This window comes from Nonomuraea sp. NPDC051298, assembly GCF_055586305.1.
Window position 1 is genome coordinate 549,895 of record NZ_JBVJIM010000001.1, and the last position, 17,117, is coordinate 567,011.

At 68.5% G+C, this 17,117-nt stretch carries 15 protein-coding genes; 11 read left to right on the forward strand and 4 right to left on the reverse strand.

Features of this window, described 5'->3' with window-relative positions:
- Complete coding sequence (locus ACZ6S0_RS02710; RefSeq protein WP_465912846.1) at nucleotides 1–1,572, reverse strand: carboxyl transferase domain-containing protein; 1,572 nt, start codon at nucleotides 1,570–1,572, stop codon at nucleotides 1–3.
- 61 nt (nucleotides 1,573–1,633) lie between these two features.
- Here ACZ6S0_RS02710 and ACZ6S0_RS02715 point away from each other — a divergent pair, with 61 nt between their 5' ends.
- From ACZ6S0_RS02715 to ACZ6S0_RS02755, 9 genes are all read left to right on the forward strand, one after another.
- Nucleotides 1,634–2,230: an SACE_7040 family transcriptional regulator gene (locus tag ACZ6S0_RS02715; RefSeq protein WP_465912847.1), complete on the forward strand. Its 597-nt coding sequence runs from the start codon at nucleotides 1,634–1,636 to the stop codon at nucleotides 2,228–2,230.
- 504 nt (nucleotides 2,231–2,734) lie between these two features.
- Entirely contained in the window at nucleotides 2,735–4,105 is a 1,371-nt protein-coding gene (locus ACZ6S0_RS02720; protein WP_465912848.1) for a hypothetical protein, read from the forward strand.
- Nucleotides 4,102–5,313, forward strand: coding sequence for a metallophosphoesterase (locus ACZ6S0_RS02725; RefSeq protein WP_465912849.1), 1,212 nt, complete (start codon nucleotides 4,102–4,104; stop codon nucleotides 5,311–5,313). Before ACZ6S0_RS02720 ends, ACZ6S0_RS02725 begins: the two co-directional genes overlap by 4 nt.
- Nucleotides 5,310–5,843, forward strand: coding sequence for a dCTP deaminase (gene dcd / locus ACZ6S0_RS02730; RefSeq protein ID WP_465912850.1), 534 nt, complete (start codon nucleotides 5,310–5,312; stop codon nucleotides 5,841–5,843). Before ACZ6S0_RS02725 ends, dcd begins: the two co-directional genes overlap by 4 nt.
- Nucleotides 5,840–6,382 (forward strand): dCTP deaminase, encoded by a 543-nt coding sequence (locus ACZ6S0_RS02735; RefSeq protein WP_465912851.1) that lies wholly within the window; start codon nucleotides 5,840–5,842, stop codon nucleotides 6,380–6,382. Before dcd ends, ACZ6S0_RS02735 begins: the two co-directional genes overlap by 4 nt.
- Nucleotides 6,379–7,464 (forward strand): glycosyltransferase family 4 protein, encoded by a 1,086-nt coding sequence (locus tag ACZ6S0_RS02740; RefSeq protein WP_465912852.1) that lies wholly within the window; start codon nucleotides 6,379–6,381, stop codon nucleotides 7,462–7,464. The genes ACZ6S0_RS02735 and ACZ6S0_RS02740 overlap by 4 nt, the downstream gene beginning before the upstream one ends.
- An 83-nt stretch (nucleotides 7,465–7,547) precedes the next feature.
- Nucleotides 7,548–8,603: a serine hydrolase domain-containing protein gene (locus ACZ6S0_RS02745; RefSeq protein ID WP_465912853.1), complete on the forward strand. Its 1,056-nt coding sequence runs from the start codon at nucleotides 7,548–7,550 to the stop codon at nucleotides 8,601–8,603.
- A gap of 421 nt (nucleotides 8,604–9,024) precedes the next feature.
- The gene (locus ACZ6S0_RS02750; protein ID WP_465912854.1) at nucleotides 9,025–10,338 is read left to right on the forward strand and encodes a hypothetical protein; all 1,314 of its coding nucleotides are present in this window, start codon (nucleotides 9,025–9,027) and stop codon (nucleotides 10,336–10,338) included.
- A complete protein-coding gene (locus ACZ6S0_RS02755; RefSeq protein WP_465912855.1) occupies nucleotides 10,335–10,715 on the forward strand; it encodes an ASCH domain-containing protein in 381 nt (126 codons plus the stop codon). The genes ACZ6S0_RS02750 and ACZ6S0_RS02755 overlap by 4 nt, the downstream gene beginning before the upstream one ends.
- Here ACZ6S0_RS02755 and ACZ6S0_RS02760 read toward each other — a convergent pair.
- Nucleotides 10,634–10,936, reverse strand: coding sequence for an IS3 family transposase (locus tag ACZ6S0_RS02760; protein WP_465912856.1), 303 nt, complete (start codon nucleotides 10,934–10,936; stop codon nucleotides 10,634–10,636). The two genes, ACZ6S0_RS02755 and ACZ6S0_RS02760, sit on opposite strands and share 82 nt — an antisense overlap.
- Nucleotides 10,937–11,103: 167 nt before the next feature.
- On the reverse strand, nucleotides 11,104–12,435 hold the full coding sequence (locus tag ACZ6S0_RS02765) for a hypothetical protein (RefSeq protein WP_465912857.1): 1,332 nt from the start codon (nucleotides 12,433–12,435) through the stop codon (nucleotides 11,104–11,106).
- A gap of 205 nt (nucleotides 12,436–12,640) precedes the next feature.
- On the opposite strand from ACZ6S0_RS02765, the gene ACZ6S0_RS02770 reads away from it, so the two are divergent.
- The gene (locus tag ACZ6S0_RS02770; RefSeq protein WP_465912858.1) at nucleotides 12,641–14,866 is read left to right on the forward strand and encodes a dehydrogenase E1 component subunit alpha/beta; all 2,226 of its coding nucleotides are present in this window, start codon (nucleotides 12,641–12,643) and stop codon (nucleotides 14,864–14,866) included.
- 190 nt (nucleotides 14,867–15,056) lie between these two features.
- Here ACZ6S0_RS02770 and ACZ6S0_RS02775 read toward each other — a convergent pair whose 3' ends face one another.
- Nucleotides 15,057–15,755, reverse strand: coding sequence for a M50 family metallopeptidase (locus tag ACZ6S0_RS02775; protein ID WP_344883240.1), 699 nt, complete (start codon nucleotides 15,753–15,755; stop codon nucleotides 15,057–15,059).
- Nucleotides 15,756–15,986: 231 nt separating this feature from the next.
- Between ACZ6S0_RS02775 and ACZ6S0_RS02780 the strand changes: the two genes are divergently transcribed.
- On the forward strand, nucleotides 15,987–17,105 hold the full coding sequence (locus ACZ6S0_RS02780; protein WP_465912859.1) for a magnesium and cobalt transport protein CorA: 1,119 nt from the start codon (nucleotides 15,987–15,989) through the stop codon (nucleotides 17,103–17,105).
- Nucleotides 17,106–17,117: the final 12 nt, after the last annotated feature.

The window sequence follows — 17,117 nt, forward strand, 5'->3', positions numbered from 1 at the left end:
TCACATCCTGAAGACGCCATAACCGGCGGGCTCGAGCGGCGCGTTGGCCGCCGCGGACAGCGCCAGGCCCAGGACGGTGCGGGTGTCGAGCGGGTCGATCACGCCGTCGTCCCAGAGCCTGGCCGTGGAGTAGTACGGGTTGCCCTGGTGCTCGTACTGGGCCCTGATCGCGTCGGGGTCGGCGTCGCCGACGGTGGTGAGCACGTTCGCGGCCTGTTCGCCGCCCATGACCGAGATGCGGGCGTTCGGCCACATCCACAGGAACCTGGGCGAGTACGCCCGCCCCGCCATCGCGTAGTTCCCCGCCCCGAACGACCCCCCGATCACCACCGTGAACTTGGGCACCCGCGCGCACGACACGGCCGTCACCATCTTGGCCCCGTGCTTGGCGATGCCGCCCGCCTCGTACGCCTTGCCGACCATGAAGCCGCTGATGTTCTGCAGGAAGACCAGGGGGATGCGGCGCTGGTCGCACAGCTCGATGAAGTGGGCGCCCTTCATGGCCGACTCGCTGAACAGGATGCCGTTGTTGGCCAGGATGCCCACCGGGTGCCCGTGCACGTGGGCGAAGCCGGTGACCAGGGTCGAGCCGTACTCGGCCTTGAACTCCAGGAAGCGCGAGCCGTCGGCGATCCTGGCGATCACCTCGCGCACGTCGTACGGGCGGCGGGTGTCGGCGGGCACGATCCCGTACAGGTCGCGGGGGTCGTGGGCGGGCGGCTCCGGCGCGGCCGTCTCCCAGGGCCGGGGGGCGCGCGGGGCGAGGGTGGAGACGATGTCGCGGACGATGGCCAGCGCGTGGGCGTCGTCGTCGGCCAGGTGGTCGGTGACGCCGCTGACGCGCGCGTGCAGGTCGCCGCCGCCCAGCTCCTCGGCCGTGACCTCCTCGCCGGTGGCCGCCTTCACCAGCGGCGGGCCGCCCAGGAAGATCGTGCCCTGACCGCGCACGATGACCGCCTCGTCGCTCATCGCGGGCACGTACGCGCCGCCGGCGGTGCACGAGCCGAGCACGGCGGCGATCTGCGGGATGCCACGCGCCGACATCGTGGCCTGGTTGTAGAAGATGCGGCCAAAGTGCTCGCGGTCGGGGAACACCTCGTCCTGCCTGGGCAGGAACGCCCCGCCCGAGTCGACGAGGTAGACGCACGGCAGGTGGTTGTGCAGGGCCACCTCCTGCGCGCGCAGGTGCTTCTTGACCGTGACCGGGTAGTAGGTGCCGCCCTTGACCGTGGCGTCGTTGGCCACGATCACGCATTCGCGGCCCGAGACGCGGCCGACCCCGGTGATGATGCCCGCGGCCGGCGCCTGGTCGTCGTACAGGCCGTTGGCGGCCAGCGGCGACAGCTCCAGGAAACGCGAGCCGGGGTCGAGCAGGCCGTCGACGCGCTCGCGCGGCAGCAGCTTGCCGCGCTCGACGTGCCGCCGCCGCGACCTCTCCGGCCCGCCCAGCGCCGCGGTCGCCAGCCGGTCGAGCAACTCGGCGGCGAGCCGCTCGTTCAGCTCGGCATTCTGCTTGTACGCCGCGCTCCCCGGGTCGGCCGCGGATCTCAGCACGGGCCAGTCGCCGCTCATGACTCCCCTCTCATGGTTCGGATGTTAGCCATCATTAACGAAGTCGTCTAGCATGTGAGACGTGACCACCGTCTCCTCCTCTACCCGCAGCCGCGGCAACAGGCGTGCGGAGATCCTGGACGCGGCCGCCCGGCTGTTCGCGGCACGCGGCTTCCACGGCGTCTCGATCGAGGACATCGGCGGCGCGGTCGGCGTCTCGGGCCCCGCGCTCTACCGGCACTTCGACGGCAAGGACGCGCTGCTGTCGGAGATGCTGCTCGACGTCAGCTCGCGCCTGCGCGAGTCGGCCGGCGCGGTCGTCACCTCCGCCCCGGGCCCGGACGAGACCCTGGACGCGCTGCTCCACGTGCAGATCACGTTCGCGATCGAGCAGCCCGCGCTGATCACCGTCCACGACAGGGAACTGGGCAACGTGCCCGAGCCGCAGCGCAGGCAGATCAGGCGGCTGCAGCGGCTCTACGTCGAGGAGTGGGTGACGGTGCTGGCCGAACTGCACCCGGAGTGCCCGGCGGCCCGCCTGCGCGCCGCCACGCACGCGGCATTCGGGCTGCTCAACTCGACGCCGCACAGCGCGGGAGAACTGCCCGCCCGCGAGATGCGCCCGCTCCTGCACGCGATGGCCCGCGCGGCGATCAACGCCGCCGTTAAGGATCACTAACTTATTTGCAGCTCCCAGGAGAGGCTGGACGGGTCTCCTATCGAGATGACGCCCGAGCCAAGACACCAAGCTGCGGATGACGCGGGCAGGTGAGCCTCATGGGTTGAGGGGTCGATGGTGGTCACGGTGCTCTGTGACTGCCTCGGTGTAGTCCATGGTCGACAGATCGTCTTCGGTGATCCCGAGGTCGTACATCTGCAATCTCACCGCTTCAAGCGCGGCCGGAAGCTCGTCTCCTCCCCCATACCGCCACGCGGGTTCACTATTGGCCCACACCATTGGCCGTGCGGCCATGGCCGTCATCAATGGCTTCCTCAATGACATCGGCATGGCGCCCTGTGTGTGTCTGCTCTGGTCATGTAGCGCGCCGAATGAACACATGAAGAGGGGTGACATCGCGTGTCCCTCGTGTCCGTGAGGACGGACAGGCGTGTCCGCGTGTGTCAGTCATTGTCCTCCTGACAACGCTCTGCCGGAGCCCGTGTACTGAGAGTCATCCAAGACTTGCTGGCCGAGCCACCGCAGACGGCTCGGCCTCCTGCCTCGAAAGGAGCGCAGGCCACCATGCCTTCGACTATCTCTGTCGCCGACGCGATCACGATTCGCTCTGGCGAGCCACTGATCGGCGCCGTCCGAGTGGACGGATCGAAGAACGCCGCACTTCCGCTGATCGCGGCAGCCGCAGCCGTGCAGCGGCTGGCCCATCTGCGCAACGTGCCTCGATGTCAGGACGTGCGGACGATGCTCGACCTGCTCCAGCAGGCCGGCTACAGCGTGGCCCGCTCGACCACCAACCCGGAGGAAGTCGTCATCCTGCCCGTCTGCGGCGCGACCCCGCCCGCCGGACTCGTCGACGCGGCGGTCATCCGTGCCTCGTACTACCTGGTGCCGCCCCTCCTGGCCGCCTTCGGACAGGCACGGCTGCCGTGGCCGGGCGGCTGTCCCGTCGGGGAGCGTGGCATGGGCTTGCACTTCCGCGTCTATGAAGCGTTCGGCGACCGGGTCCTGCTGGACGGTGAGGGGTATCAGGTGGTCAAGGTCGGCGAGCGGGTCCGGCACGCGCGTGTCGCACTGCCGTACCGGTCACGCGGTGCCACGGTGGCTGCCGTCCTTCGGGCTGTGATCGACCGCTGCGAGCTGGTGGTGGCCCAGCCGAACCTGTCACCCGAGGTAGCCGAGGTCCTGGCCTTCTTGTGCGCGGCCGGGTGGGAGACGAACCGGAACGAGAACGCACTGTACATCGCACCCCCTCAGGTCGACAGCGACGCGACCCTGTCCTGGGAGGTGCCGGGTGACAAGGTCGAGGCCGTCACACTGGCCTGTGCCGTCGCGGTCACCCAGGGCTCCGCGCATATCAAGGGCGTACGAGCAGCCGACGTGCTCCTGGCCATGGAGACGTTCGCCTGGCTCGGGATACCGGCCCACGCGAGCGCGGACACGGTAACGGTGCAGGGTCAGGACACGCAGTTGACGGGGCAGCCATTGCGGGCGATCGCGTCCCTGGCACCAGGCGGGCTGGACGCCGACTTCGAGCCATCGCTGATGGCGCTCTCGCTCGGCATGCCCGGCGTGCATCTATTCGCCGACGCCATCAACCCCGGACGGCACGGCAACCTCATCCCGCAGTTGGCCCGCCTCGGCGCGGACATCGAGCAACTCTCCGCGACCCACTGCCGCATCACAGGGCCGCAGCGGCTGGTCGGAGCCGCAGTCAAGGCCAACGACATCCGCAGCGGCTCCACACTCATCGTCGCCGCACTGGCCGCCGACGGCGTCACCACCGTGAGCGGCCTGACCCAACTGCGGCGCGGCCATGCAGACCTGCCCGGCAAGCTGCGCCATCTCGGCGCGGACATCACCGAGGAAGCGGTATGAGCAGCCGACGGGCGCTGGAGGGCATCGTGGCCACCACGGACGTGCACTCCACCTTCGACCGCGCCGTGCCCATGCTCGCCTACCTGCATGCGGCCCGCCGACGAGGGCTGGTGGTCGATTGCGGCGACTTCTTCGAAGGCAGCGGTTACTACCGGCTGGGCGGCGGAGACATCGAACGCCGCATCCTGATCCTGCTGTACGACGTACTCGCACCCGGCAACCACGGCTGGCAGCACTACCTCGAGCCGGACCTGCGCGCCATGACAGTCTGCGCCAACGCCATCCACACCGCCACCGGCGAGCCACTGTTTCGGACGGCACGCATAGAACGGATCGGTGGCAGGCGAGTGGGCATCACCGCAGTGATCAGCGAGGATGCCTTCACTTCCATCCCCTTCACTCAGCGGACCGGCCATGACGTCGTCGAACCGGCTCTTGCGCTGCACGAGCTGCAACACCGCCACCAAGAGATGGTCGACGACTGGATCGTGCTCAGCCACTCAGGCTTCGACCACGACCTCACCCTCGCCGCCGCCTGCCCCTTCATCTCCCTGATCTTCTCCGGACACTGCCACAGCCCTCAAGACAGACCTGTCCGCGTAGGCAACACCGTGGTGCTCAAAGGACCGGAACTAGGCGCGGGCTACGCGCAAGCGGTACGAAGCCAACACGGCTGGACCGCACACACCGGCACGTTCCCGGACACGACCACTGCCACAGAGCCGGTGGCCGGACTGATGACACAGCTCACCACCCTGCACGAACGCCTGGCGCAACCGATCGGGACGGTCGCCGAGCCCTTCCACAACACGATTCTGGACCGCCACCACGTCCTGACGCTGATCACACGACATCTCCGCAGCCACCTGGACGCAAAGGCCGTCCTGCTCAACGAGACCAGCCTGCGTCCCGTCCAGTTGGGCACCGTCCTGCGCAAGGGTGACCTGCTGGCGATCGAGCCCTTCGACAACCAGCTCGTCCGTGCGCACGTCGCCGCCGAGGCGCCGGAAGACCTCCTCAACCGTCTCACCGCTCAGGTAGGTCCGCTGATCACGCACCGCGACCCCCGCACGCCGCAGCTCCGCTGCGCCATGACCACCCGCTACCTGGCCGACACCTTCCTCGGCGGCCGATGGAACGGCCCGCCCATCTCTCTCGCCCAGGTCGTACACGACGTCCTGACCGGACAGACGGGAGTCCAGCCATGATCCTCACCGGCCCGGAAATCTACGCCGCGGCCCACGACGGCCGCATCCGCATCTCCCCCTTCACCTCAGGCCAGGTCAACCCCAACAGCTACAACGTCCGCCTGGGCCAGACCCTGCTGACGTACACCGAGCCGGTGATCGACGCCCACCACCCCAACCCCACCCGCCCGATCACCCTCGGCCACGAGGGCTACGTCCTACGCCCCGACGAGCTCTACCTCGGCCACACCCTCGAAGCGGTCGGCTCCGACACCTTCGTACCGCTGCTGTTCGGCCGCTCCTCCGTTGGCCGGCTCGGCCTGTTCGTCGAGATCACCGCACCCATCGGCGACATCGGCTTCCACGGGCAGTGGACCCTGATGCTCTCCCCGGTCCGGCCGTTGCGCATCTACCCGGGCATGAAGATCGGCCAGATCATGTTCTTCGTCTCCATCGGCGCCGTCGCGCCCTACCACGGCAAATACCAGGACGCCATCGGCCCGCAGCCGTCCCAGTACTGGCGCGACCCGCTCGGGGCAGGTGCGTCGTGATCCTCACCGGGCCCGCCATCGCCGCCGCCATCAGCCGCGGCGACATCGCCATCGATCCCTACGATCCCCACCGGATCTCCTCCAACGCCTACGACTGGCGGCTGAGCGACCGCATCTGGACCTGCCACGGCCCGCTGGACGCCGCGCGCCCCACCCACTGCACCGAATCACTCATCCCCGGCACCGGCACGCTGCTCAAGCCCGGAGCCCTGTACCTCGGCCTCACCCACGAACGCACCTGGTCGGAACGCTACGCCCAACTCCTCAACGGCAACCGGACCACCGGCGCCCTCGGAATCTGGGTCCACGTCTCCGCGCCCCTCGGCCACACCGGCTACTCCATCGCCTGGACCCTGGAGATCCGGGTCGCCCGCCCGGTCCGGGTGTATCCCGGCATGACCTTCGGCAAGCTCGTCTTCCTGCAGCCCTTCGGCGCCACGACCAGCTACCAACAGCACGGCCACAAGTACGCCATCAGCACCGGCATCGACATCTCACGCCTCTACCACGAGCTCACCACCCTCGAGGAGGCATCATGACAGCGATCGTCACCGCCCTGGACCTGCCCGCAGGCAGCCCCGGCGGCAGCGTGGAACTGCTCCACGATCTCTACGCGGGCCCCACTCCTCTGATCCCGGCCAGAACCTTCATGCTCCAAAGCAACCAGCCACCGCCCCCGCCCATCGAAACCCTGCAGGTCAACGGCAAAACGCTGACCGGACGCAGCTTCCATACCTACACCGACAACCTCACCGCACAACTGACCGCCCTGCTCAACCCCGACGACATCGCCCTCACCCACCTTCAACACCTCACCTTCGGCGCCACACCAGCGCTGCTCCGCGCCCTCCCCAACGTCCCGAGCATCGCCCTGGTCCACGGCACAGACCTGCTCCACGCCGCCGGCTACGGAACCCAACACCGCGTCCTTCAACACACCACCGACACAGCCACGACCATCGTCGTCCCCACCCCCGCCATGGCCGACCGCCTACGACTGCTGGCACCCCACCTCAACCCCGCCAAACTCCAGCACATCCCCTGGGGCATACCAGACCACCTGCTCAAACAACCCCCACCACGAACCCGCCCAGACGGCTCCACACCGTTCCTGCTGCTCTACGCCGGCCGCCTCACCCCAGAAAAAGGTCTGCGAACACTCGCCGACGCATGCGCCACGAACCCCGACACCACACTGAGCATCGCCGCCCCCATCGACCAATACGCGACCCTTATCCCACACCTCCAGAAACTACGGTGCCCACACCGCTACCTCGGCTGGCTCACCCGACGCCAACTCTGGCAGTGCTTCGCCGAACACGACGCGCTCGCCGTCCCCTCCACCACCCTGGAAGCCTTCGGCCTCGTCGCCATCGAAGCCCAAGCATGCGGCCTACCCGTCATCTACCAGCCCGTCCCCGGCCTCGTCGACACCCTGGCCGACACAGCCCTGCCCCTCGACTTCACCGACCCGGCCGCTGTCACCACCACCCTGAACCAACTACGCCACAACCCCTCCCTGTCGGCCGATCTACGGTCCGCCGGACACACCAACGCCCGCCGCTACCCCATCAGCACCACCGCCACCGCACTCACCGACCTGGGCAACCAGATCATCTGACCCTGCACACCGCGCCGCTCACCATCCACAACCATCGTCCTCACTACGCTGACCATCGCAGCACACCGGCAGAAAGGCATCCCATGACGCCCGAGCGGGACCGCATCGAACACCTCCTCCGCGAAGGCGTCCGCAACAGGGTCTACCCCGGCGCCGTCTGGGCCGTCGGCGACGCCGACGGCACCCACATCAGCGGAACCTGCGGCCTGCTCGACCCCACCGATCCCGACCACCCGATGCGGCCGGACACCGTTTTCGACGTAGCCAGCCTCACCAAGATCCTCGCGGTCTGGACGGTCATCGGCACCCTCTGGGAAGAACGCCGCCTGAACCTCCACGACCGCCTCGCCGCCCACATCCCCCACCTGGACGGCCACCAAGTCGGCGACGTGACCGTACACCACCTCCTCACCCACACCGCCGGCCTCCCACCACGCGCCAACCTGAAGAACCTGTACGGAACCGACCCCCAGCAGATCCGCGACGGAGTCCTGCGCGAACCCCTCCACCGCCCACCCGGCCAAGCCGTCGAATACACCGACCGCGCCGCCCTCATCCTCGGCTACCTCGCCGAACACCTCACCGGCACCCCACTCGACCAACTCGCCCAAACCCGCATCTGGCAACCCCTCGGCATGACCACCACCAGCTTCGGGCCACTACCCGCCGACCTCGCCGCACGCTGCGCCCCCACCGAACACGACGAGGAAACCGGACACCACCTCAAGGGCACCGTGCACGACTTCTCCGCACGCCTGCTCAACGGCGTCTGCGGCATCGCAGGAGCCTTCTCCACCCTGGACGACCTCGCGACCTTTCTCCGGCACCTGCTCAAACCCAGCCCGGCCGCCGACCAACCCGGATTCAGCAGCGCCTGGACACAAGAATCCCTCCAGATCCACACCGGCAACCTGCAACCCGCCCGCGGCCTGTTCTGGCACCCCGCCCCGAACAACAACCCCATGAACAGCGTCTACGCACACTACGGCTTCACCGGCACAGCCATCTGGATAGACCCGAAGCAAGACTGCTGGGCAGTTCTCCTCACCAACAAGCTCTACTACGGCCGCGATCGTCAACCACACACCGAAATTCGCCGCGCCTTCAGCAAACTCGCCTTCGGCGAGGGCGCAGAGTGATCAGTAAATAGTCCGCCGCCGTCCTTCCAGACCGAACTGGGGACATCTAATACGTTTCGTTCCGGCTTCGAGCCTCGGACGCCCCATCGCCCCGCATCTCATCTGATCCCGGCTTCCTGCCAGAGCCGGCCAATAGCCGGAGTACGTCCCAACGACAAGGTCATGAGAACGAGTGGACGAAGGTTCAGGGAGTGGCGTTGTGTTGGATGGAACGGCTGGGCGCGAGGGCAACGTCGCAACGGTAGACGCCTGGCAGGCTGCCACCGCCATCGGCACGAGCAGGAGAGCACCAGCACGACCGCGAATCACCACAAACTCCCCATATCCACTCTCTGCATCCGACTGATCGCGAAGAGTAGCGTAGGTTTTGGCACGGCCTTATCAAGGCAGCGTGCAGTACATTCTCGCGAGGTGATGAACCATGGGCTGGTCGGCACGTATCCGGAGCGAACGCGAGGCGCGTGACTGGGATGTGCACAGCATGGCCCGCCACCTGAGAAACGCCGCGGGCAAGGACGCCCTCCCCGACCACGACTCGCTGGTGCGCTACATCCGACGCTGGGAGTCCGGCAAGGTCGCCACCATGACCGAGCGGTATCGGCTGCTATACGGTCGCGTGTTCTCCCGCGAGGCGCGAATGCTGTTCGCCGACAGCGGTGACAATCAGAACAACGGCGAACAAGAAGAGGACGATCTCACGAACCGGCGCGACGCACTCAAACTGGGCCTGGCCGCCACGGTGAGCCAGGTCCTGGGCGAGGCCGCGTACGAGGCGATGGAATTCACCCGGCGGGCCAGCACCTCGGCAGTCGGCCGCGCGACTCTGGACAACCTTCACAACGCCGTCAACGACATCACGGGCAGTTACTCGCGGCGTGCCCCGGCGGAGTTGTTCACTGTGGCCCGCCTCTACCGTCGCAAGGTCGACCAGCTCATCGCGGGCTCGCACACCCTCAAAGAAGAGCGGGAACTGTTCGTCTGCGCCGGATGGCTGTCGGAGATCCTCGCCTGGTTGGCCCACGACCTTGGTGACCCGCTGGCCGGGCAGGCTTACGCGCTCGACTGCTACGAGCATGCCGACCAGGCCGGTCACGACGAGTTGTGCGCCTGGGCGGCCGACGCGATGGCCTCGATCGCCCTGCACGCAGGCCAAGCCGAGCGCGCCATCGAAGCAGCCCAGCGGGGTCTGCACCGCGTCCCCGCCGGGCATCCGCTGGAGGTACGGCTGCACGCTCAGGCCTCGCGCGCTCATGCCCGGCTGGGCTCCCGCAACGCCTTCGACGCCAGCTACCGGCAGGGCGACCGGCTGTGGAACGCATTGCCTGCCGGTACGCCTCGTCGACCGGACGGCACCGACACCGGACCTCTGGCGGCCTACGCCATGACGACCTACACCGCCTCCTCCTACCTGTGGCTTGGGGATTACGAGCTGGCTCGCCAGCACGCCGAACGTGCCGTCGAGGCCCACACGGCGATCCCAGCCGCCCGGCGATCGATGAGCCGCGAGGCGATCGCACACCTCGACCTGGCCACGGCGATGGCGTTCCTCGGTTCGGCTAGGGATGCGGTGAAGCAGGGGCTACACGCGCTGGCCACGCCGAGGATGGTCGCCTCGGTCCACGCTCGGGCGACCGCACTCAACAACGTCCTGAATTCCAGGTACCCCGGAACGAGCCACGCTGTCGAGTATCACGCCGCCCTGACCGCCACCCGCCGAGCTGGAGCGACACCATGAGCGAGCCGCAAGACGTCCCGCCCCGCCGCGAGCTGAACATCCGCAAGCCGTACTTCGACCTCATCGCCTCAGGCGTCAAGACGGTCGAGGTGCGGGTGGGGTACCCGAGCATGCGCAAGATCCGTGCCGGCCAGCAGTTGGACTTCGTCTCAGGCGATCATCGGCTGCGAACCCACGTCCTGCGGGTGTCAGAATATGGCTCATTTGAAGAAATGCTCAAACACGAGGACCCGATCGCCATCGGCGGGGACCTCGGCGAAGACATCATTGATCTACTCGCAGTGATCAGGAGCATTTACCCACCGGAGAAGGAACGCCTGGGCGCCCTTGCCATCCAAGTCGAAATGATTGCCCAACCACCCTGCCCGAGAATTTGACCACGATCAGCGAGGCAAAGCGTCGCCCTGCCATTCGAAACCCCTGTGCACGATCCAGCCACGTGCGCCATTCCATCGTCAAATTCAGACCGAAAACGCATCTCGAACTGGCATGGCGTGGAGTTCTCGATTTCAATATGTGGACGCTTGCGATTGTAGTAGATTTCGATGTACTTGAATACCTCGCGCCGAACCTTTTCCAGTGTCAGCCAGATATGCAATCGGGAGCACTCCAGTCCAGCTCCCTCAAGCGGGCATCAGCAAGCTGGATACCGGCGGAGGCAGGCCGAAGGGTGCCGGGCATGGGCAGGGCCCGGGAGTGTCCCGGGCCCTGGCCGCGCCGTGCCGCCCTGCGGCGGTCAGCGCTTCACATCGGCGTGTCAGCGCGTCAGCGCTTGACGCGGACGTAGTCCGTGCCGCTGTGGTCGCCGTAGGTGTCGCCGTCACCGGCGAACACGAACTTCCAGGTTCCCGACTTGGCGGCCTTGGTCTTGGTGTAGAGCCGGCCGCTCGTGTTCGACCAGGTCGACTTCACGTACTTCCACTTCTTCGAGCCCAGCGGCTTGAAGTAGAGCGCCACCTTGGCCTTGTAGCCGTCCCACGAGCCCTCGTCATCGACCTGCAGCACGCCCCTGAACTTCAGGTACTTGCCGCGCTTGACCGGCTCCGGGGTGGCGTTGAACTTGGTCAGCCGCGTGTCCGCCTTCTCCGGCTCGGGCGCCGGGGCGGGCTGGTTGACGTGCACCCAGTCGGCGCCGCTGACCGAGCCGTCGACGCCGCGGACGCCGTCGAACTCCGCTCGCCACCAGCCGGAGTCATAGGCCACGGCGGAGGCCCAGAAGCGGCCGTGGCGGTCGGTCACGTCGCTGGTGACGTACTCCCAGCGGGACGTGCCCTCCTCCTTGAAGTAGACGGCCACGCGCCGGCCCGACGCGCTGCCGCCGTCCTCGACCTTCAGGGTGCCGGACAGGGAGAGCCTGTCGCCCCTGTCCACCGGCTCGGGCCGGGCATCGAATCCGGTGATGCGGCTGCCGAGGTCGCCGCGCCTGACGTCGACCCGGTCGGCGTCGCTGGTGGTGCCCAGCGCCACGGAGGTGGCCGCGAACTCGGCCCGCCACCAGCCGGTGGCCTCGGCCCGCACCCGGGCGCCGAACCAGCCGCCGCGGCCGGTCGTCACCTTGGCGACGTGCCGGTAGGCGTCGGTGCCGCGCTCGCGGAAGGTGATGGTGACGCTCTGGCCGTCGTACCCCTTGCCGTCGGCGAGGAGGCGGCCGGAGACCTTGACGGTGTCGCCCTTGTCGACCAGGTCGGGGCCGGCGTCGAAGTCGGCGATCTTGGTGGTGAGCGCCTTGACGACGTCGAACGAGCCCGACTTGGCGATGTCGCCGTCACCGCGGGCGGTGGCGGTGTAGCTCCACTTGCCGGCGGCGCCGGGGCCGAACGACTTGGTGCCCGTCCACTTCAGGCCGCCGGTGACCGGCGCGGAGGTGACGGCGACCGGGTCTCCGTTGAGCTTGAGGTCGGCCGTGGTCGCGTTCGTGGTGGTGAAGCTGAACGTGACGTTGACGTCGCCGCCGGAGACGACGATCGGCGCGGCCGGGCTGAGATCCACCGCGGAGATGGTGGGGGCGGCTGCCGCGGTCGCGGCGGACGGGGCCAGGACGAGTGTCCCGGCGCCGACCACGAGAGCGAGGGCGGCCGCATGGATGCGCTGTAACATGCGGGTTCCTTTCCTTCCGGAGACCCCAGGGGTTTCAACGCGGCATTGAGGGTGCCACGTGTGTTCTCTCAATAGACGTACGCGCCCCCAGAAAAGTTGAGAATTCTGACAAAGAGTTATAAGTCCGGGCCAATCGGACCGCTCCACGACATGGTCGGCGCCGTCCGTGAGACGTCGGGGCCGATCGAACGACATAATCGGAGGTGTGGCGCGCGACACAGTTGAGACTCATTTCGCCCAGACGGTTGTGACGCTGGAGGCGGGGCCCCAAGCTCCGCGAGATCCGGGGCTCCCGATCCGCGAGGGCACGACCCTGACCGGCGAGCAGTGCAGGGCCCTGTTCCGGCGGCAGTTGGACAGCCGCCTGCTCGACATCGCGGCCCGTTGGCTGCGCGAGCAGGACGAGGGCCACTACACGATCGGCTCCTCCGGCCATGAGGGCAACGCGGCCGTGGCCGCCGCCCTGCGGCCCACCGACCCGGCCTTGCTCCACTACCGCTCCGGCGCCTTCTACCTGACCAGGTCCGAGCAGGCCGGGCGGCTGCCCGAGCAGGGCATCCGCGACGTGCTCATGGGCCTGACCGCGGCGGCCGCCGAGCCGATCGCGGGCGGCCGGCACAAGGTGTTCGGCCATCCGGAGCTGGCCGTCATCCCTCAGACCTCCACGATCGCCAGTCACCTGCCCAGGGCCGTGGGCGTGGCGTTCGCCATCGAACGGGCGGGGGCGCTCGGGGTCCGCTCCGCCTGGCCCGACGACGCGATCGCGGTGTGCAGCTTCGGCGACGCCTCGATCAACCACGCCAGCGCCCTGTCCGGCTTCAACACCGCCTCCTACGTCACCTACCAGGGCATGGGGCTGCCGCTGCTGTTCGTGTGCGAGGACAACGGCATCGGCATCAGCGTGCGCACGGCCAAGGGCTGGGTGGAGGCGGCGGCGCGGCGGCCCGGGATCGAATACTTCGCCGCCGACGGCTGCGACCTGGTGGCCGCCTACGACGCCGCCGTCCGCGCCGTCGAGCACGTACGCGAGCGGCGCTCCCCCGCGTTCCTGCACCTGTCCACCGTGCGGCTCATGGGGCACGCCGGGTCCGACGTCGAGTCGGCCTACCGCACCCAGCGCGAGATCAGGGCCGACCTCGACCGCGACCCGCTGGTCCGTACGGCGGCGCTGCTGGTGGAGGCCGGGCTGGAGACGCCGGAGGGGCTGCTCAAGACGTACGAGTCCGTCCGCGAGCACGTGCTGCTGCTGGCCCGCGAGACCACGCGCAGCCCGCGGCTCGGCTCGGCCAAGGAGGTCATGGAGCCGATCGCGCCGCGCAAGCCCGACCTGATCGCCAAGATCGCCCCGACGGCGGCCCCTCCGGCGGTGCGGGAGAAGGCGTTCGCCGGTGCGCTGCCCGAGAACGACAAGCCCATGACGCTCTCCCAGTCGATCAACCGCACGCTCGCCGACGCGCTCGCCGTCCACCCCGAGATGACGGTGTTCGGCGAGGACGTCGCCAAGAAGGGCGGCGTCTACGGCGTGACCAGGGGGCTGCAGAAGCGGTTCGGGGCGGCGCGGGTGTTCGACACGCTCCTCGACGAGCAGGCCATCCTGGGGCTGGCCCTCGGCTCGGGGGTCTCCCACCTGCTGCCGGTGCCGGAGATCCAGTACCTCGCCTACCTGCACAACGCGCTCGACCAGATCCGCGGCGAGGCGGCCACGCTGTCGTTCTTCTCGCGCGGCGCCTTCACCAACCCGATGGTGGTGCGGGTGGCCGCCTACGCCTACCAGAAGGGGTTCGGCGGCCACTTCCACAACGACAACGCGGTGGCCGCGCTGCGCGACATCCCCGGGCTGGTCATCGCCTCGCCCGCGCGTCCCGACGACGCCTCCGCCATGCTGCGCACGTGCCTGGCCGCGGCCCGCGCCTCCGGCTCCGTGTGCGTGTTCCTGGAGCCGATCGCGCTCTACCACACGCGCGACCTGTTCGACGAGGGCGACGGCGGGTGGATGGCGCCGTACGCGCCGCCCTCTCGCTGGCCGGAGACGCACGTGCCGATCGGCCGGGCGCGCTCCTACGGCGACGGGCGAGACCTGACGATCGTCACGTTCGGCAACGGGCTGCGGATGAGCCTGCGCGCCGCGGTGCGGCTCACCCAGGAGGGGTACGGCTGCCGCGTCCTCGACCTGCGCTGGCTCGCGCCACTGCCGATGGACGACCTGGTACGCGCGGCGGAGCTGACCGGAAACGTGCTGATCGCCGACGAGACCCGGCGCTCCGGGGGCGTCTCCGAGGGCATCGTGACCGAGTTGCTCGACGCCGGCTACACCGGGAGGATCGCGCGGGTGACCTCGTCCGACAGCTTCATCCCGCTCGGGCGGGCGGCCGATCACGTGCTGCTGTCGGAGGAGGAGATCGAGCAGGCGGCCCGCAAGCTACTGGGCTGACCTGGCCACCGCGCCTCTGATGCGGTGCGGCTTCGACCAGGCGACCGGGGCCGTGGTGGCGCCCTGGCCGAGAGCGGTGATGGGCTGCTCGTCGATGGGGACGGGGTCCTTGTTCGCGGGGTCCTCGTTCCGTGGGTTCCGTGGCTGCCCGGTGGCGGTGGTCCGCGTGAGCCGCTGGGACGCGCGGAGCTTAGAGCGGGTTCATGAGGTAGGCGCCGAACACCACGGACGCCAGCGCCACCGCCATGAAGAGGAACACGTAGAACCCGCCGGGCAGGACCGTCAGCCGGGCGAGCTGGTCGGCGTCGGAGTCTCTGGCCTGGCGCCTGCGCCGCTTGCGCTGCAGCTCGATGATCGGCCGGACGCCGCCGAACAGCAGGAACCACACCGCGACCATGGCCACGGCCTGCTGCACCTCGGCGGGGGCGTACATGATCAGGGCGAACACCGCGCCGCCGGTGACCAGGAGGATGAGCGCGCCGTACAGGTTGCGGATCAGCAGCAGCATGCAGACCAGGAACAGCAGCACCCCCCAGATCAGCAGGGAGATGCGGCCCGCCTCGGTCAGCCACGCGGCGCCCAGGCCCAGCAGCGAGGGCGCGACGTAGCCCGCGAGCGCGGTCAGCACCATGCCGGGGCCGGTGGGCCTGCCCCGGGTCAGCGTGACGCCCGAGGTGTCGGAGTGCAGGCGGATGCCTTCGAGCTTGCGCCGCGTGAGCAGCGCCATGACCGCGTGCCCGCCCTCGTGGGCGATGGTGATCAGCCCTCTTGACAGGTGCCAGGGCATGCGGAAACCGACGAGCGCGAGCGCGACCACAGCCGAGATCACCACGACCAGGGGGTCGGGGTCAGGCTGAACCTTGATCAGGTGGGCCCAGAACTTGTCCATCGAGGACAAACCCTAATCGCTCCGCAACGCCTCTGCTGCCGAGAGTTTCCTATGAGAGCGCCCAACCACCCGCCCGAGGGCGTCCCAAGGTCCCGCCTGGGGGCCGTCCCGGTCCCTCCGGCGACGCCCGGCTGTGGGCCGTGTGGTGGGACAACGGCGTGGCCGTGGTCTGATGGAGGGGTGAAAAATCGCTATATGTCGCTGCCGTCCGAATAACGCAGAGGAGGGGACATGGCCAGGGTGAAGGGGTTCAGGCGCAGCGGACAGGTCCGCGAGGAAGCGCCCGAACACTCGATGGACCCGCGCGCCACGGAGGAGCCGCCCTACCGGCCGACGGTCATCGACAACGCGATCTACCAGGACGGCGAGCGGATCGACAACCCCGGCTCGCTCGCCGACGCCTTCGAGCGGCTCAAGCGGATGCCCGACGCCATGGCCTGGATCGGGCTCTACCGTCCGAAGGAGTGGGAGCTGGTCAAGCTCGGCGAGGAGTTCGAGCTGCACGAGCTGGCGCTGGAGGACGCGATCGTCGGCTCCCAGCGGCCCAAGGCCGACCGGTACGGCCACACGCTGTTCGTGGTGCTGCGCGCCGCCCGCTACCTGGACGACGTCGAGGAGGTGGCCTTCGGGGAGGTGCACGTCTTCGTCGGCCCCAACTTCGTGATCACCGTACGCCATGCCGAGGCTCCCGACCTGCAGTCCGTGCGCAAGCGCATGGAGTCCGACCCCGACCTGCTGCGGCAGGGCCCGCAGGCCGTCCTGTACGCCATCCTCGACGCCGTGGTGGACGGCTACGCGCCGGTGGTCGCCGGGCTGCAGAAGGACATCGAGGAGATCGAGGCCCAGGTCTTCGGCGGCGACCCGTCGGTGTCGCGGCGCGTCTACGACCTGTCGGGCGAGGTGATCGAGTTCCAGCGGGCCACGGCGCCGCTCGTCGGCATGGTGCACGGCTTCATCGCGGGGGCGCGCAAGTACGGCGTGACCGAAGAGCTGCAGAGCTACCTGCGCGACGTGGCCGACCACGCGATCACCGTGACCGAGCGCATCTCGTCGTTCCGCCAGATGCTGCAGAACATCCTCATCGTCAACTCCACGCTGGTGACCCAGGCGCAGAACGCGGAGATGGCCCGGATGACGGAGGCCAGCATCCGGCAGGGCGAGGAGGTCAAGAAGATCTCCGCCTGGGCCGCCATCCTCTTCGCGCCCACCCTCGTCGGCACCATCTACGGGATGAACTTCGACTTCATGCCGGAGACGCACTGGGCGTTCGGCTATCCGTTCGCCATCGTGCTCATGGGCGTGGTCTGCCTGCTGCTCTACACGGTCTTCAAGCGCCGCGACTGGCTCTGACGGACGCTCGCC

What these genes read in the sequence shown, in the direction of transcription:
- ACZ6S0_RS02710 (WP_465912846.1), bottom strand. Translation starts at nt 1,572, where the DNA reads ATGAGCGGCGACTGGCCCGTGCTGAGATCCGCGGCCGACCCGGGGAGC.
- ACZ6S0_RS02725 (WP_465912849.1), top strand. Translation starts at nt 4,102, where the DNA reads ATGAGCAGCCGACGGGCGCTGGAGGGCATCGTGGCCACCACGGACGTG.
- dcd (WP_465912850.1), top strand. Translation starts at nt 5,310, where the DNA reads ATGATCCTCACCGGCCCGGAAATCTACGCCGCGGCCCACGACGGCCGC.
- ACZ6S0_RS02740 (WP_465912852.1), top strand. Translation starts at nt 6,379, where the DNA reads ATGACAGCGATCGTCACCGCCCTGGACCTGCCCGCAGGCAGCCCCGGC.
- ACZ6S0_RS02745 (WP_465912853.1), top strand. Translation starts at nt 7,548, where the DNA reads ATGACGCCCGAGCGGGACCGCATCGAACACCTCCTCCGCGAAGGCGTC.
- ACZ6S0_RS02750 (WP_465912854.1), top strand. Translation starts at nt 9,025, where the DNA reads ATGGGCTGGTCGGCACGTATCCGGAGCGAACGCGAGGCGCGTGACTGG.
- ACZ6S0_RS02755 (WP_465912855.1), top strand. Translation starts at nt 10,335, where the DNA reads ATGAGCGAGCCGCAAGACGTCCCGCCCCGCCGCGAGCTGAACATCCGC.
- ACZ6S0_RS02765 (WP_465912857.1), bottom strand. Translation starts at nt 12,435, where the DNA reads ATGTTACAGCGCATCCATGCGGCCGCCCTCGCTCTCGTGGTCGGCGCC.
- ACZ6S0_RS02775 (WP_344883240.1), bottom strand. Translation starts at nt 15,755, where the DNA reads ATGGACAAGTTCTGGGCCCACCTGATCAAGGTTCAGCCTGACCCCGAC.
- ACZ6S0_RS02780 (WP_465912859.1), top strand. Translation starts at nt 15,987, where the DNA reads ATGGCCAGGGTGAAGGGGTTCAGGCGCAGCGGACAGGTCCGCGAGGAA.